The organism is Rhizobium sp. CC1099 (assembly GCF_029714385.1).
GTDB lineage: Bacteria > Pseudomonadota > Alphaproteobacteria > Rhizobiales > Rhizobiaceae > Rhizobium.
This window is the reverse complement of sequence record NZ_CP121642.1, coordinates 2328683-2342449: the sequence shown is the minus strand read 5'-3', so window position 1 is coordinate 2342449 and position 13767 is coordinate 2328683. Positions and strand designations below refer to the sequence as shown.

The following is a 13767-nucleotide window of genomic DNA, read 5'->3' as shown; positions in this document are numbered from 1 at the left end:
GCTCGCGGCTGATGGCCGTGCTTTCCGACATAGGGCCGGAGGGATATCAGCGCGCCACAGCGGGCAGACTGATTTGGGGATCATCGCTCATTTGCGCCATGGTCTCAAGTGTCAGGTATCTGGCGCGTTGGACGGCCCATTCATCATTCTGTTCGAGCAGCAGTGCGCCGACGAGACGGACGATGGCTTCGTCGTTCGGAAAGATGCCGACGACCTCGGTGCGTCGCTTGATCTCGCCATTGAGACGCTCGATTGGATTCGTCGAATGCAGCTTTGCCCGGTGCTCTTTCGGGAAGGTCATGTAGGCGAGCACGTCCTCTTCGGCATCGTCCATGATGGTGGCGAGCTTCGGCACTTTCGGCCTGATCTGATCGGCGACGCTGCGCCATTGAGCGCTTGCTGCCTCCGGGGTCTCCTGGGCAAAGGCCGTTGCGATGAAAGCGGATACGACCCGCCTGCCGCTCTTTCCGGCATGTGCCAGGACGTTTCTCATGAAGTGAACCCGGCACCTCTGCCAGGTGGCGCTGAGAACCTTGGTGACCGCGGCCTTGAGCCCTTCATGCGCATCGGAGACGACGAGCTTGACGCCACGCAGACCCCGGCGTGTCAGCCTGCGCAGGAATTCCGTCCAGATCGGCTCAGCTTCGGACGTGCCGACTTCCATACCCAGAACCTCACGCCGCCCGTCGCTGTTGACACCGACGGCGATGATGACGGCGACGGAGACGATGCGACCACCACGCCGGACTTTGAGGTAAGTCGCGTCGATCCAAAGGTATGGCCAATCGCCTTCGATGGGACGATCGAGGAACGCCTTCACCTTGACGTCGATCTCTTCGCACAGGCGGCTCACCTGGCTCTTGGAGATGCCGCTCATACCCATCGCCTTGACGAGATCATCGACTGAGCGCGTCGAGATGCCTTGGATATAAGCCTCCTGGATAACAGCCGTCAGAGCCTTCTCCGCCATCCGACGTGGTTCGAGGAAGCTCGGAAAGTAGCTGCCCTTGCGCAGCTTGGGAATGCGAAGCTCGACCGTTCCGGCTCGCGTCTCCCAATCCCGATCACGGTAGCCATTGCGTTGAGCGAGCCGCATCGGGTTCTTCTCGCCGAAGTCAGCGCCGGTGGCTCCGCCAACCTCCAGCTCCATCAGCCGCTCGGCTGCAAAGCCAATCATCTCGCGCAATAAATCGGCATCGGCGCTCTTCTCAACAAGCGAGCGCACGTTCATCATGTCATTGGTCATCGGTGGTCTTTCCGTCAGGTTGGTCTTGAACAACCCGACCCTACCGGAAAACACTGATGGCCACCTTACTCCTCAAAACCTACACCACGTGCCGGGACACGATCTTGGGCTAGGACGCGAAGACTACGGCACACACTCGCTTCGACGCACGAAGGCCGCGATGATCTACAAAGCGACGGGCAATCTTCGTGCAATCCAGATTCTGCTCGGACATACCAAGATCGAGAACACGGTCAGGTACTTTGGTGTGGACATCGAGGATGCGCTGGAACTAGCAGAGCATACAGAGATTTGACAGAGTGCGGCCCCGAACCCAGCGGGGCCGTGTCTCTTGGGGAAAATGTTTCCGGTTTTAGCAGTTCGATTGAGCGGCTATGCGCCAGGAGCCGTCGCTTAGACCGCTCGAACTTCGGCAAGTCGCTGTTTCGCGTATACGTCATCCCAACAGACGGCGGCTTCCCATGCGGCCGATGCTTGCGCGGCGATGTCATACGCCCCGGCTTCCAGATCGGCAGCATTGTGGGGCAAGACGAGGTCAAGGTCGGGGACGTCGACATGCGACTCATCCCAGTCGATCAGTGCGACGCGGTCCGTGGTCATGCGGATGTTGGCAGGGTTGTTGGGATTGCCGTGGACGACGCTTGTCTCACGTCCGATAAGCCGTGCCCACGCCGCGCGGCATCGAGCGACGCCATCTGGCGGCATCGCGGCAAGGTCGATCCTCGTCCCCTTCTCGGCATGCAGGAGGTCCGTCGAGGATCGCCACCCTGGGCGCTGCGGCCAGCCTTGCGTCAAACGATGCAGTTCGCGGAGGGTCTCGGCTACGCGACGCCAGTCGCCCTCGGTCTCGGGTGGTCCGCCATGCATGTATTTCATTACCATCAGGCCATCCGCGAATAGCCGGCCGTCGTCCGCCGGGATCGGCACCGGCACGCTCAGACCTTCGCGGTCAAGGTGCCGGAGGAGCTCAACCTCCCACGCCAGATCAGCGTCGCTCCTGGTACCCAGACGACCGACTGCAAGTTGCCCGTGGACGTGCACGCTCCAGACGTCATTGGCAACCCCGCCAGCGAGCCGTTCGATGCGAGCCGCATCTTTGCCCCACAGCTCTAGTGCTTCCCATCCCACTCGCGGCATCCTTGATCAACCCTATTGAGACTTGAGTAAACCAAGCGCAGGATCGGGACAACGTGGATCAGCTCGGCTACGATGACGCTGTTAAGCTTGTGCGCATTAGTCGCGGATCGAACGGCAGCTCGCGCAACTGGTGCCCGCGTCGTCCTCTGCTTCCTCGACGTTCCCTTTGATGAGCTTTGGGACCGGGTCTCCCGGCGAAACGCCGAGTTTCCAGTCGGCACGTTCGACATCTCGCGGGCGGACCTGCTTAGGTGGTCGAAGCTGTTCGAGCCGCCAACCGCCGAGGAGTTGGCGCTTTACGATCGACAAATCCATCCAGCCATCACCGCCCTTACATGAAACGCCACAACGCCAGGGTATTCTCAGTCTGCGGTAGGCGGGTCCGGACCAGCTCGTTCATTTCTCGTAAGATGACAGCGCAATTATTTATAGCAGCTTTCTGGCCGTCGTGCTCATGCTGCGAAGGTCTGCTTTGGGGTCGCAACGGGGCAGACTGCTTTGCGCCTCATAATGGTCATCGAGCCACCCGTCGCTGTTGCTGCAAAGCGGACATGACGCAGTGACAACGCGGGTCGCAGTTGCGCCAAAAGCCGCCATTCCGCCCCATGCGGGTGATTAGATCACGAATTCCTCCTCGTACGTCTGTGGCTCGGGAACGACCGTAACCTCCACCGGAACGATCCAATTGGCCGCGTAGCTCTCGCAGTCGGAACGCTGGAGGTCGGGCTGCACGCACCCCGCCCCATCGATCGCGCGACATCGCAGTATATATCGCCCCACTTCTTCAGGGGTCCACATGTACTCCCACAAGCGCCATGCAAAGGGACGTTCTGTTTCGAGGAGCCTTCCCTCGCGCCAGCCCCTGCCATCTCCGGTGCAGACCTGCACCTGCCGGATAGCAGCCTCTCCGCTCCAGGCGGCTCCGAAAATCCGGTACGGTTGGCCGGCGATGAGATGCGCCCCCTGTACGGGACGCGCGATCTGCGCTTTGACCTCCATCTCCGCAAGGGGGACCAGCCTGGGTTCCCCGAGGCTGCGCTCCCAACGGAAATAGTCGCGCGCCTGCCAGTAGCCAAGGAACGGTTGCTCCACAACCGTGATATGCGTGATCCACTTGACCCAAGCCATGCCGAACCAGCCACCCACGACCGCGCGTAGCGGGTAGCCGTGATCGCGCGTCAACGGCTCCTCGTTCATCGAATAGGCAAGGATCGTGCTGTCAACGATGGCCTTCTCAAGCGGTAAACTGCGCGCAAAAGCGATGGGGCCGGGAGAAGCCGTTTTCTTGTTTGTGTCGACGACGCCGCTGTCGGCGCCTGCGAGCAGAACCTCACGTGCGGTTCGCTTAACGCCCGCCATTTCCAAAATCTCGCGCAGAAGAACACCTGTCCACGCGGCATTGCCGACGGCTCCGTTCTGCCACTGCAACCCCTCCTTCGGCGGCACATAGTAGACGCGCCCGTTCCCTGCACATTCGACGACGGCGGTGAAAGTCGTGCTCCGCATCGCCTTGATGCTGTCGAGGTCAAGTTCGATCGGCCGCTCCACCGTCCCGCCAACGCGCAATCTCCAGTCTCGCGCATCGAGGTCCGGCGACGGGAAATGGTTTCGCACGAAGAACAGCTCGGTTGGGATCAGCCAATCGGAGAGCGACGCAAACGGAAACTCGATGTTCTGTGGGGATTTCTGTCGAACTATTAGACTGGGTTGCTGTGGTGTCGGCATCGTCCTCGTCTCCCCTTTCAAGAGCACAACGTCGGCTCTCGGTCGCGCGAATTCCGGTACGATCAGCCCCTCGCAGTGCGTCTGTCGCATTCCGCCTTCGGGCCGCATTCTAGCACATACCGCACGTTCCTCGGATCGACCTCGAACGGCAGCAAAGGGGCCGACGGCGGTCTTGACTGCATTGCGCCTTCTCTTGTCGGTCATAAAGGCAGTTGTTGCCTCGGACCGAAAGCGGCCATCGCATTGGTTTGACGCAACGACATCTGTGCGCCAACACGAGCCGTGTGAGCGCCAGGCCTAATATTCGCGTTGCGATGCGGCCCGCGTCACAGCCGCGCCCTCCATGACGTAGGTCGCATATCGATGGTCGCGGATCAGTGTTATCTTTTGGTCCCTCCATTCAAGCAGCATGAAGTAAGCAGGAGCAGCGGACGGCGCAGCCGAGACCAGCAGTATTTCCCTGCCCTCCAGACAAGCCGGTTCGATCCAAACCCGCGGATAGTCCGCATAATAGGAAAAGAATCGGCCAACGTTCGCCGCACCGGAGACCTGCGGCCGTCGTGCCTGACGAAGCCGAACATCCTCGGCAAGCAGCCTGCGCAGGGCGGTCCAGTCCCTCGCGTTGAAGAGCGCTGCGAAATTCAGAACCTCGGCACTTGGGGGCAACGGAACTTCGGACTCTGACTCGGAGATGGATCGCAATCCTGCCCGACCACGTGAGAGATGGGCTTTGACAGCATCGATACTCAGGCCTAATAGCGCGGCGATGTCTGCGATGGACTCTCCCAGCACATCCTTGAGGATCACCGCGCTACGCTGCGGCACCGGCAATTTAGCAAAGTGAGCCAAGGCGATCCGCACCGTGTCCTGCCGGATCAGTGCATCCTCTGGATCAACAGCACTGACATCAGCTAGATCAAAGGCCGTCTCCAGCGGCTCCGACCGACGGGTACTTCGCTGGCGCAGCGCATCAATGGCGCGATTGTGAACAATGCGAAACAGCCAAGGTCGCAGCGGCGTGCCGGACGAGATCGAGCCGACCATCGCGAACGCACTGACTAACGCGTCCTGTATCACGTCCTCGCCGTCGATCACCGAGCCGACCAATCGGGCGGCATAGCGGTGCAGTTCCGGGCGAACTGCATCCGCCTCCTTGGCCAGCGCCGCGTACAGTGTGTTCTTCGCTTCTGCTTCGAGGGCAGCTTCATCCATCATTCGATGACCGTCACACCCGTATCTCCACGCACGGCATAGATCATAGCCTCTTCTAGCGCCGTCTTGCCGATCAGTTCGGCTACCGTATCGCCAAAGCCACGCGGTGTCATGTCCGGCCAGGTAGCGGCCTGTTCGGCGAATGTCCGGCCCGCCGCCGCAGCATAGCCGGAGATTCCGGCGTTGCCCACGCCGGTTCCTGCGAACATCTGCCGGGGAACAATGACCCGGAAACGCAGGCCCAGGCCGAGCTGGGTCGACAAGCCCTCAGCATATTTTGCAATGAACCACTGCGCCCGTTTTGCTCCTGCATAGCCTCCCGATAGCGGCGAGCCCTGCACCGCGGCTCCGCTGGAAACGAGAACGACCAGCCCGCCCGACGCCATCGGCAACGTCAGAGCGGCCTGGACCCAATGCAGGGCGGCCTTCACATCGACGTTCCAGTTGGTCGTGAACGCCTCCCAGCCAACTCGGTCGATACGTTCCATGGGCGGTTCCGCGCCAGCATTCATGATGACGACATCAGGTCGTGTCTCTGACATGATCCGCTTCGCGGCGTCGGCACTGGTCGCCTCAGCAGACACAGTCGTGACGGCTAGTTGCTCGCCCAGCGCTTGCAAAGTCGTCGCGTCGCGAGCCACGACGGTCACTTTAGCTGCGCGCGCCACAAACGCCTCGGCCATTCCGAAGCCCAACCCGCGGCTACCACCGACGACGACTATTCGTTTTCCATCCAAATCCATGTTCTTTTCCTCATTCGATCCAAACCGCGCAAAGGCAGTCGCGACAAGGACGTTCGAATGAGCTGAAAAGAGTCATCATTTTCGCGCTTGGGCGGGGACAATGAAAAGCTTGATTGGGCGCGACTCAACTCAGACAGATTTCGGTCTGTGCTGGCTCCAGTTGCAAATGTGAAATGCCAATTCCTCAACCATGCGGACGTTCGGGACGGAAAAAGCGAAGCCACTCTGCGCCGCTTCAGTGAACTTGATAAGAGAACGGTAACTTCGCGCCTTCCAATCAGCCGTTCAGCGGTCACGCGCTACAGCTTCAAAGCGGACATCGTAGCGATTGATGCAGCAGAGGCTTGCATTGCGTTGGCCACCATTTGGGGCGACGAACTCTTTGGAAGGATTTGGTCACAATGGCCATCAGCAACGTCGCTGGCAAGAATTTGACCTGAGAAAAAATCCGGGGGCAAAGCCCCCGGCTGCAGTTGCATTCAAAGTTCGCCGAACCCACCGTCGACGACCAATTCGGAACCGAGCATATAGCTGGATGCGTCGCTGGCAAGGAACAGCACGGCGGCGGCGATTTCTTCAGGCTGTCCAAGCCGCCCGATCGGAATCAATCTACTTGCGCCAGCGAGGTAGTGACGAAATTCCTCTTCGGTCTGCCCAGGATGCTCCGATTGGCCCACGCCGCGAAGAATGGGCGTCTCTATGAGGCCCGGACTGACTGCGTTGACGCGGATGCGCCGGTTGAGCAGTTCCGCCGACAGCGTGCGGGCGAGGGATCGCACAGCCGCCTTCGATGCTGAAAGCATCGCTCGACCAGGCACGCCGACATGGTTGAGCCAGGCTGTATTCAGGATGATCGAGCCCCCCTCCTTCATGATAGGCTCCACCGCTTGGATGGAAAAGAACACGGACTTGACGTTCGTATCCATGAGACGGTCGTATTGAGCTTCGTCGGTGGTGGACAGAGGCGTTACATAAGCGACGCCCGCGTTTGCAAACAAGACGTCGAGTGCGCCGAAGGCCTGTTGAACGTCAGTGGCCATCTTCTGCAAGGCGTCTCGGGAAAGCACATCTGCCTGCAGTAGTAGGACATTCTCCCCGATGGTCTCCCGCGCCCGCTCAAGGGCGTCCCGATCGCGGCCGCTAATCGCAATGCGCGCGCCGTTGTGGTGCAGAAGCTTGGCAGTCGCGAGACCAATACCCGAGGTTCCGCCGGTGATGAGTGCTGTCTTGCCGTTAACCATGCTATGTTCCTTTCTTGGGTTAGGCTTTGAGGGTGCTGACGGCGTCCAGCACATGGCTGCTGTAGACCATGGCCGCGCCGGTGTTGAGGTTGATCGCCACGCCGAGCGCTTCTGCAATCTCGTCGTCGCTTACGCCGAGTTTCACGGCTTCGGCCGAATGAAAGGCAATGCAACCGTCGCAGCGCGTCGTCACCGCGACTGCCAAAGCGATCAGTTGGCGGGTTTTCGCATCGAGATGGTTGGTTTTCGCTCCGGCACCGGCGAGGAGCGCAGCGCCCCGCAGGGTATCGGGCGTACGCAAGGCTAGCTCCTTGAGCCGCCCGTTCACATCATGGATATTCTTCTTCCAGTCGAGCAAATTAACTTCCTTTCTCTCCTAAGTTGCTAACGTTGACGTTGACTTTGACGGCCCTCGCGTTGCCGGTTCATCAGTGGTGTTTGTCAGCCATAGCCGGCCATTCGGACGCCGGCGTTACTGCTTAATCTGGATGCCGTGATCCTTGAGAGGACGCGGACGGCGGGAGGAGGTCCGTCCGCGTCCAGACGCAATTCCGGGTCAAGAATTGCGTGATCAAAGGGTACTTAGCGTTCGTGCTTCCGGGCCGCTGGTGTCATTCCGCAGTGTGAATGTGTTGCGTTGGTGCCGAGTCGGGCACGGTGAACGCCACCATCACCATCTGTCCGGGGACGAAGTTATGGTTAGCGTCGACCAATGCGATCTTCACCTTGTGCTCGCCCGGCGGCAGTCCGGCTATGTCGACTGTGTTGTTGTCACTCGCATCCGCCCACCACCAGGGCAGTTCGTCGACGGTGATGTGCAGGTGGCCGACGCGTGGAGACACCTGGAGTGCACCCGCCCCGAACACCGGTGCTATGTGCAAATTCTCGACCCGGTACTGGGCCCAGAAGACGCCTTGTGCCAGGCCTTCGGGAAGCGGAGGATCCACGATCAGCCTGGGCGCAGGCTCGTTCTCAATGGCGACATAGGGTGAAGCGCCGCGGATCTCCTTCGCGCTCTGGGCGATGGCGCCAGTGGCGAGCACGGTGGCGGCCGCGGCTGCGGCAAGCGTCTTGATAAGAGTCATGGCATTGCCTTTCTTTGATGAGTACAGGACGTTATTGAGCCAACGGGTCGCCGCGAGGTCCGCAGCGATTTTCCGGCCGACCCTCGTATGCGTCTTTCGGGCTAGTCGCGCCTCGCGCGCCACGGCAAGCCGCGTAGTTCCTCAGCGAGAGCCGGCACCGCTGATTCTCCATGGCGACGCGCCCAAAGATCGAGCAGTTCCTCGTTGTCCAGAAAGAATTTCCAATCGCTGATGACGGTGTGCCTGATCAGCAGAAACGGCACGGGCGCTGTGAACGGTCGAAAGCTGGGGTTGTATAGCGCAGCCCCCTCATTGGTTTCGTAAAACCCTCCGAGCACCAGTCCATCTTCTGCATAGGACGGTACTCCGAGATGCTGTAGGACGCCGTCAAAGAGATCACTTGCTCGATCCGCCGACAAATCGGTGAATACAACGACGATTGATTTGTCGATCGCGTCCTCGCCGCCAATAGGTTGAGCGTTCAGGAACAGTTTCCTATAAACCTTTATGAGTTGGACAACGTCGAGCACGCTCCGGTCGGCGATCCGCTCAGGAGCGAGCCAAAGTGTTTCACGTTCCCAGGCCCGAGGTACGAAAGGACAGACAGGCCCAGCGCGGCCGAGATCCTTGTGAGGTCTGGCCACGAAAGTCTTGATCCAGTCCGCAACGGCGTGAAGCGCTTTCAGATCGCGTTCCGCGAGCTTCCGCGTCCTGCTGACGTCCTCGAGATCCTCCGGGAGGAAGAGGTTGGTGGTCATTGCATTCTCCTCTGGTCTTTATGTTTCGGTCTGCTTCTCGGAGAGTGCGGGGCGGCAAGCGTCCGCCCCGCACCCTCTCAATTAAGTTCCTCACGCAGCGGCTTGAACGCCGCCCGGAGTTCGCGGGTGAAAATCACCGGTTCCTCCCAGGCGGGGAAGTGGCCGCCTCTTTCGGCATCGTGGAAATAGGTCAAGCTGGGGAAGGCGCGGCGCGCCCATGTCTCCGGTGCTCGAAAAAGATCGTCGTCCGGGAACGTCGTGATCGCCACGGGGATCGTGATCTCATTGGTCTTTTGCGCGGCCGCACTGATGAGGTTCTGATCGCGATTCTCCCAGTAGAGCCTCGCCCCAGACGATATGGTGTTGGTCAGCCAGTGCAGCGAAAAGTTGTCCAGCACTTCGTCCGGCGTCGGCCGCTGTTCGGAATCCTTGCCATACGTCCATTTGCCGAACCCGCCGTGTACGAGCATCCATCCCGCGAGGCCGGCGGGCGAGTCCGTCAAGCCGTAGCCGACGGCCTGCGGTCGCGCACTCATCATCGTCAGGTAGCCCCACCCCCCCATTCTTGATGAACCCTTGCATGGCATCGAATTCCGCGCGCTCCTTGGAGGTCAGGTCCGCAGGAGCGGCCTCGCCGGTAGCGACCGCCTCGGCAGCATCCGGCGGAAACACCGCCGGCAGGTTAGTATGGATGCCGAGCAGTCCCTTCGGCGCCTGTCGCGCCATCGCTTCAACCACGCCCGCCCCCCAATCGCCGCCCTGGGCGACGTAGCGCGTATACCCCAGCCGCTTCATCAGCACGTCCCAGGCATTGCCGATGCGCTCCACGCCCCATCCGGTCTCGGTGGGGCGAGACGAGAAGCCGTAGCCCGGAAGGGACGGGATCACCACGTCGAAGGCATCCTCGGCCCGGCCGCCGAACGCGGTTGGGTCGGTGAGCGGACCGATGATCTTGATCTGCTCGAAGATCGAGCCGGGCCAACCGTGCGTAACGATCAGCGGCATCGCGTTCGGGTGGCGCGAGCGGACGTGGATGAAGTGGATGTCAACGCCGTCGACGGTCGTCATGAACTGCGGGTGGGCGTTGAGCTTGGCTTCCCCCTCCCGCCAATCGTAATCCGTGGCCCAGTGGCGGACGAGTTCCTGGAGCTTTGCGAGCTGTGCGCCCTGCGACTGATCGGCCACCGTCTCCTTGTCAGGCCAGCGGGTCGCCGCGAGGCGCCGCTTCAGGTCGGCAAGGTCCGCGTCCGGCACGTGGACGCGGAAGGGGATGATTGCGTCGGCCTTGCTGGTCGGCGCGGTGTTGACGGTCCCGTTATCCGGCGACCCGGCGGACAAGTGTTCGGCATGGGCAAAGACGGCACTAGACGACAGAACCGCAAAAGCGGCAGCAATGATTTCCTTGTGCATGGAGTTGGTTCCTTTTCTCATGGGGTCTTCACCCCGGACTTCGATCCACTAAGACCGGGTGCTGCATGTCGGTTGTTGCGAGCGTTGCTGGACTAGTGGCGGCCACCGCCAGGGCAGGTCATCGACAGTTATAGATAGATGCCAATACCGGTGATGCCTGGAGGGTGCCGCCCCCTAACACGGGTGCGATTAGCGCGTTTCTTCACTCGGTGCTGGCCTCAGAGGGCGGCCTCGGCCAGCGCCTGGGGAATCGAGGGAGCGGAGAATCCCAGATCAGCGTGCGTGCGGACCCGCCTCCAATCGCGACGAAGGTTGGAGCGTCGCGGAACTCTCTCGCGCTGTGGACAGCGGCGTGGGCGAAGGCGCTGGTGGCGAGCACGGTGCCGACGGCGGCAAGCGTCTGCATGAGCATGGTCATTGCATTGTCTCCTTTCGAGCAGCGTTGGGATTTGCCGAGCTTTCGAAGCCGACGCGAAGAACATAGACCGTTCCAGTTTCGACGATTAGACGGTAAACTTGGCAGGCATCCTTCCACTGGTGAAAGGCTATGGACCGTCTCGAAGCCATGACCATTCTGCTTGCCGCAGTAGACACGGGGAGCCTCTCCGCCGCCAGTCGCCAGCTCCGCTTACCCTTGACGACGGTGAGCAGACGGGTCTCTGAGCTGGAGGAGCACCTGAAAATCCGCTTGCTGCTGCGTGGCAACCGCAAGCTGGCGCTCACCGACGCCGGGCGCAGCTACGTCGCCTTATGCCGACGGATCATGGAAGACATCGCGGAAGCCGAGCGCGTGGCCGCCGGCGAATTTCTGACACCCCGAGGGGAACTGACCATCAGCGTGTCGCCAGCCATGGGGCGCGTCCATGTCATGCCCGTCGTCGCGGAATTTCTGCGCGCCTTTCCGGACATTCACATGCGCGTGCAGATGACTTATCGGAACGTGAATTTGCTCGAGGAGAATGTCGATCTCGCGCTGCGCGTCGGCAAACTGCCCGACAGCAGTATGATCTCCACGCGCGTTGCGTCGATACGCCAAGTGCTGTGCGCCAGTCCGAGCTATTTGGAAATGCGAGGTGTGCCAAAGACGCCAACCGATCTGTCCTCGCACGACTGTGTAACTTACGACGATTTGGTGCTTGGGAGTAATTGGAACTTCCATTCGGTGGGAGCCCCGCAGATTATACCAATCCCATCCCGGCTTGTCGTGAACTCGGGCGAGGCGGCGGTTAGCGCTGCAACTGCCGGGGCCGGCATTGCCCGAGTGTTGTCATACCAGATCGACGACTTGGTGAACTCGGGCGCGCTCGTCACATTGCTGGAGGCGTATGAACCCTCCGCTATACCGGTCAGCTTCGTCTATCCCAGCCAACGCCAGGTGCCACTGAAACTGCGCGCCTTTCTGGACTTTTCGGTCCCGCGTCTCAGAGAACGGTTTGGTTCGTAACCAGCTTAGACCATTCGTCCTCCCGTATTTGGCACTCGACCTCGACAAACCATCTGGGGCACACAAGCCTTCCTCGTGGAAAAACTGATCGAAAGTGCTGCAAGGCTAGGCGTCCGTTTTGGCGATATCGCGTGCCATGCCCCGCGCCCCCTCATGGATTGATCGCGGAACCTTCCGTGCCTGTTCTTTTGGGCAGCATCTCGTTTTGAGTTCGCAGACCTCGCAATCGTATTTGCTCGCGCGGTACGGAAGCTGGTTGTCGTTGACGATAGTGCCGCTGGTGGTCAACACCTTGTCTGCGGGGCAGCGGTAAACGTCGTTCTGCCGATCCCAAGTAAAGTCCTTGCGGGAGAATGTGCCATCTGTTCTGCCCGACTTATCGAAGACCGGAATGGCGGCTTGATGCCTTGCTCGTGCACCAGCCAACCGTTTCTGCGCAGCACCCTGCCGATGCTGGTCGGTATCCTTGTCTGCTTCACGGATGCACGCAAACACCGGTCATCGTTGTCCTAAATCTCTGCGAGAATCAGCGTCCTCTTTTGCCGATCCTGCGCCGGAAACCTGCCCATCCGTTCCCGGCCCCGATCTTGCCGAACGGAAAAGCGCCTTCATTTCGGTCATTCGTGCCAAAGTTTCTTTTCTCCTAACAGCCGCCAATCGGTCATCTGGCCGGCGACGGCTGCACCGTCGCCTCGCGCGATACAGAAAGCCCCGCGAGAAGCGGCGCGTGCGCGGCGAGCCTGCGGGATACGAACTCCGTGAAGAGCCGCACGCGCTTGGTCTTGCGTGTCTCCCCCTGCGTGAGAAGCCAGAGTGTCCCATGCATGGGCAGGTTGGTGCCCGGCACCCTCACCAGCAGGGGGTCGGTATCTCCGACGAAGCACGGGAGTTTCGTCATCCCGATCCCTTGCTGCGCCGCGATGATCTGCGTCTCGGCGTCCGGAGTCCTGAACGGAGCTCCCGTGGTGTGAACTTCTGCCTCGCGCGCCCAGTCCGGAATTCCATGATTGTCTATGACGATCCACCGGATGGGATCAGGCTTGCCCGCACTCAACGCGGCTAGTCGATCGCGAGACATGTAGACGCCGCTGAACAACTGCGGTCCCTTCAGGCCGTGAAGATTGAGAGGCAGGGTCTTGCGTTCGGCGACAATGCGGACCGCGACGTCGGCCTCTCGGTTGGTCAGATTTGCCACCTCGCCGGTAGTCAAGATTTCGATCTCGATGTCCGGATGCAAACGCGCGAAGTCGGCGAGATCCGGCATGAGCAAGTGTGTGGCGAGGAACGGTGGAAGCGTCACCCGCAAAAGCCCGCGCGCGCTCTGGTCGCGACCGAAGACGCGCGTCTCCAGCAAATGCGACGACGCTTCCATCTGGTGTGCGAGATCGAGAACCTCCTCGCCCGCAGCCGTCAGGCGGTAGCCCGAAGGCAGCTTTTCGAACATCTGCGCCCCCAAGCTTTCCTCGAGCTGAGCGATGCGTCGCAGCACGGTCGCGTGGTTCACGCCGAGGCGCTTGGCGGCGGCCCGCACTGAGCCTCCGCGCGCGACGGCAAGAAAGTAGCGAACGTCATCCCAGTCGATCATGGTGAAATCCCGCACCGCGGCGGTGCGCCTTCCAAAACCCATATCTAACACACTGATCTGTAGTGGGCGCGATGTCGCGGCGTTCAATCGTCCGGCTGGATCGTTTTCGCACCACCGATGTGCGCGATTCCGCACTCACCGCCTGACTTCGGCGAACCCATCTTGAGGATCTCGATGAAAC

Annotated in this window: 12 protein-coding genes and 4 pseudogenes; 3 read left to right on the top strand and 13 right to left on the bottom strand. The window is 60.7% G+C overall.

The window, feature by feature from the left end; genetic code table 11:
• Window positions 1-46 precede the first annotated feature (46 nt).
• A complete protein-coding gene (locus QA644_RS32540) occupies window positions 47-1246 on the bottom strand; it encodes an IS256 family transposase (RefSeq protein ID WP_283070916.1) in 1200 nt (399 codons plus the stop codon).
• A 103-nt stretch (window positions 1247-1349) separates the two neighbouring features.
• Between QA644_RS32540 and QA644_RS32535 the strand changes: the two are divergent.
• Window positions 1350-1541 (top strand): annotated as a pseudogene (locus QA644_RS32535) (tyrosine-type recombinase/integrase); the annotation flags it as partial.
• A 98-nt stretch (window positions 1542-1639) separates the two neighbouring features.
• Here the strand turns inward: QA644_RS32535 and QA644_RS32530 are convergent.
• The gene (locus QA644_RS32530) at window positions 1640-2374 is read right to left on the bottom strand and encodes a phosphotransferase (protein WP_283073132.1); all 735 of its coding nucleotides are present in this window, start codon (window positions 2372-2374) and stop codon (window positions 1640-1642) included.
• Window positions 2375-2500: 126 nt separating this feature from the next.
• Here QA644_RS32530 and QA644_RS32525 point away from each other — a divergent pair.
• Window positions 2501-2722: pseudogene (locus QA644_RS32525) on the top strand (kinase); the annotation flags it as partial.
• Window positions 2723-2998: 276 nt separating this feature from the next.
• On the opposite strand, the gene QA644_RS32520 reads toward QA644_RS32525, so the two are convergent.
• The 9 genes and pseudogenes from QA644_RS32520 to QA644_RS32480 form a co-directional block, all read right to left on the bottom strand.
• Window positions 2999-4108, bottom strand: a complete 1110-nt coding sequence (locus QA644_RS32520; protein ID WP_283073131.1) for a sulfite oxidase — start codon at window positions 4106-4108, stop codon at window positions 2999-3001.
• Window positions 4109-4405: 297 nt separating this feature from the next.
• The gene (locus tag QA644_RS32515; RefSeq protein WP_283073130.1) at window positions 4406-5323 is read right to left on the bottom strand and encodes an RNA polymerase sigma factor; all 918 of its coding nucleotides are present in this window, start codon (window positions 5321-5323) and stop codon (window positions 4406-4408) included.
• A complete protein-coding gene (locus tag QA644_RS32510; protein WP_283073129.1) occupies window positions 5320-6063 on the bottom strand; it encodes an SDR family NAD(P)-dependent oxidoreductase in 744 nt (247 codons plus the stop codon). The genes QA644_RS32515 and QA644_RS32510 overlap by 4 nt, the downstream gene beginning before the upstream one ends.
• Before the next feature lie 479 nt (window positions 6064-6542).
• Window positions 6543-7304, bottom strand: coding sequence for an SDR family oxidoreductase (locus QA644_RS32505; RefSeq protein WP_283073128.1), 762 nt, complete (start codon window positions 7302-7304; stop codon window positions 6543-6545).
• Window positions 7305-7323: 19 nt separating this feature from the next.
• The gene (locus QA644_RS32500) at window positions 7324-7662 is read right to left on the bottom strand and encodes a carboxymuconolactone decarboxylase family protein (RefSeq protein WP_283073127.1); all 339 of its coding nucleotides are present in this window, start codon (window positions 7660-7662) and stop codon (window positions 7324-7326) included.
• A gap of 253 nt (window positions 7663-7915) precedes the next feature.
• A complete protein-coding gene (locus tag QA644_RS32495) occupies window positions 7916-8389 on the bottom strand; it encodes a DUF6130 family protein (RefSeq protein ID WP_283073126.1) in 474 nt (157 codons plus the stop codon).
• 101 nt (window positions 8390-8490) lie between these two features.
• On the bottom strand, window positions 8491-9147 hold the full coding sequence (locus QA644_RS32490; RefSeq protein WP_283073125.1) for a DUF6875 domain-containing protein: 657 nt from the start codon (window positions 9145-9147) through the stop codon (window positions 8491-8493).
• A 77-nt stretch (window positions 9148-9224) separates the two neighbouring features.
• Window positions 9225-10578: pseudogene (locus QA644_RS32485) on the bottom strand (epoxide hydrolase family protein).
• A gap of 181 nt (window positions 10579-10759) precedes the next feature.
• Window positions 10760-10975, bottom strand: a complete 216-nt coding sequence (locus QA644_RS32480) for a hypothetical protein (RefSeq protein ID WP_283073124.1) — start codon at window positions 10973-10975, stop codon at window positions 10760-10762.
• 129 nt (window positions 10976-11104) lie between these two features.
• Between QA644_RS32480 and QA644_RS32475 the strand changes: the two genes are divergently transcribed.
• Window positions 11105-12001, top strand: a complete 897-nt coding sequence (locus QA644_RS32475) for a LysR family transcriptional regulator (protein WP_283073123.1) — start codon at window positions 11105-11107, stop codon at window positions 11999-12001.
• Between the two features lie 111 nt (window positions 12002-12112).
• On the opposite strand, the pseudogene QA644_RS32470 reads toward QA644_RS32475, so the two are convergent.
• Together QA644_RS32470 and QA644_RS32465 are read right to left on the bottom strand one after the other, a co-directional pair.
• Window positions 12113-12426, bottom strand: a pseudogene (locus QA644_RS32470) (IS5/IS1182 family transposase); the annotation flags it as partial.
• A 236-nt stretch (window positions 12427-12662) separates the two neighbouring features.
• On the bottom strand, window positions 12663-13586 hold the full coding sequence (locus QA644_RS32465) for a LysR family transcriptional regulator (RefSeq protein ID WP_283074073.1): 924 nt from the start codon (window positions 13584-13586) through the stop codon (window positions 12663-12665).
• Window positions 13587-13767 lie beyond the last annotated feature (181 nt).

What these genes read in the sequence shown, in the direction of transcription:
- QA644_RS32465 (WP_283074073.1), bottom strand. Translation starts at nt 13,586, where the DNA reads ATGATCGACTGGGATGACGTTCGCTACTTTCTTGCCGTCGCGCGCGGA.
- QA644_RS32515 (WP_283073130.1), bottom strand. Translation starts at nt 5,323, where the DNA reads ATGATGGATGAAGCTGCCCTCGAAGCAGAAGCGAAGAACACACTGTAC.
- QA644_RS32490 (WP_283073125.1), bottom strand. Translation starts at nt 9,147, where the DNA reads ATGACCACCAACCTCTTCCTCCCGGAGGATCTCGAGGACGTCAGCAGG.
- QA644_RS32540 (WP_283070916.1), bottom strand. Translation starts at nt 1,246, where the DNA reads ATGACCAATGACATGATGAACGTGCGCTCGCTTGTTGAGAAGAGCGCC.
- QA644_RS32480 (WP_283073124.1), bottom strand. Translation starts at nt 10,975, where the DNA reads ATGACCATGCTCATGCAGACGCTTGCCGCCGTCGGCACCGTGCTCGCC.
- QA644_RS32520 (WP_283073131.1), bottom strand. Translation starts at nt 4,108, where the DNA reads ATGCCGACACCACAGCAACCCAGTCTAATAGTTCGACAGAAATCCCCA.
- QA644_RS32495 (WP_283073126.1), bottom strand. Translation starts at nt 8,389, where the DNA reads ATGACTCTTATCAAGACGCTTGCCGCAGCCGCGGCCGCCACCGTGCTC.
- QA644_RS32510 (WP_283073129.1), bottom strand. Translation starts at nt 6,063, where the DNA reads ATGGATTTGGATGGAAAACGAATAGTCGTCGTCGGTGGTAGCCGCGGG.
- QA644_RS32475 (WP_283073123.1), top strand. Translation starts at nt 11,105, where the DNA reads ATGGACCGTCTCGAAGCCATGACCATTCTGCTTGCCGCAGTAGACACG.
- QA644_RS32505 (WP_283073128.1), bottom strand. Translation starts at nt 7,304, where the DNA reads ATGGTTAACGGCAAGACAGCACTCATCACCGGCGGAACCTCGGGTATT.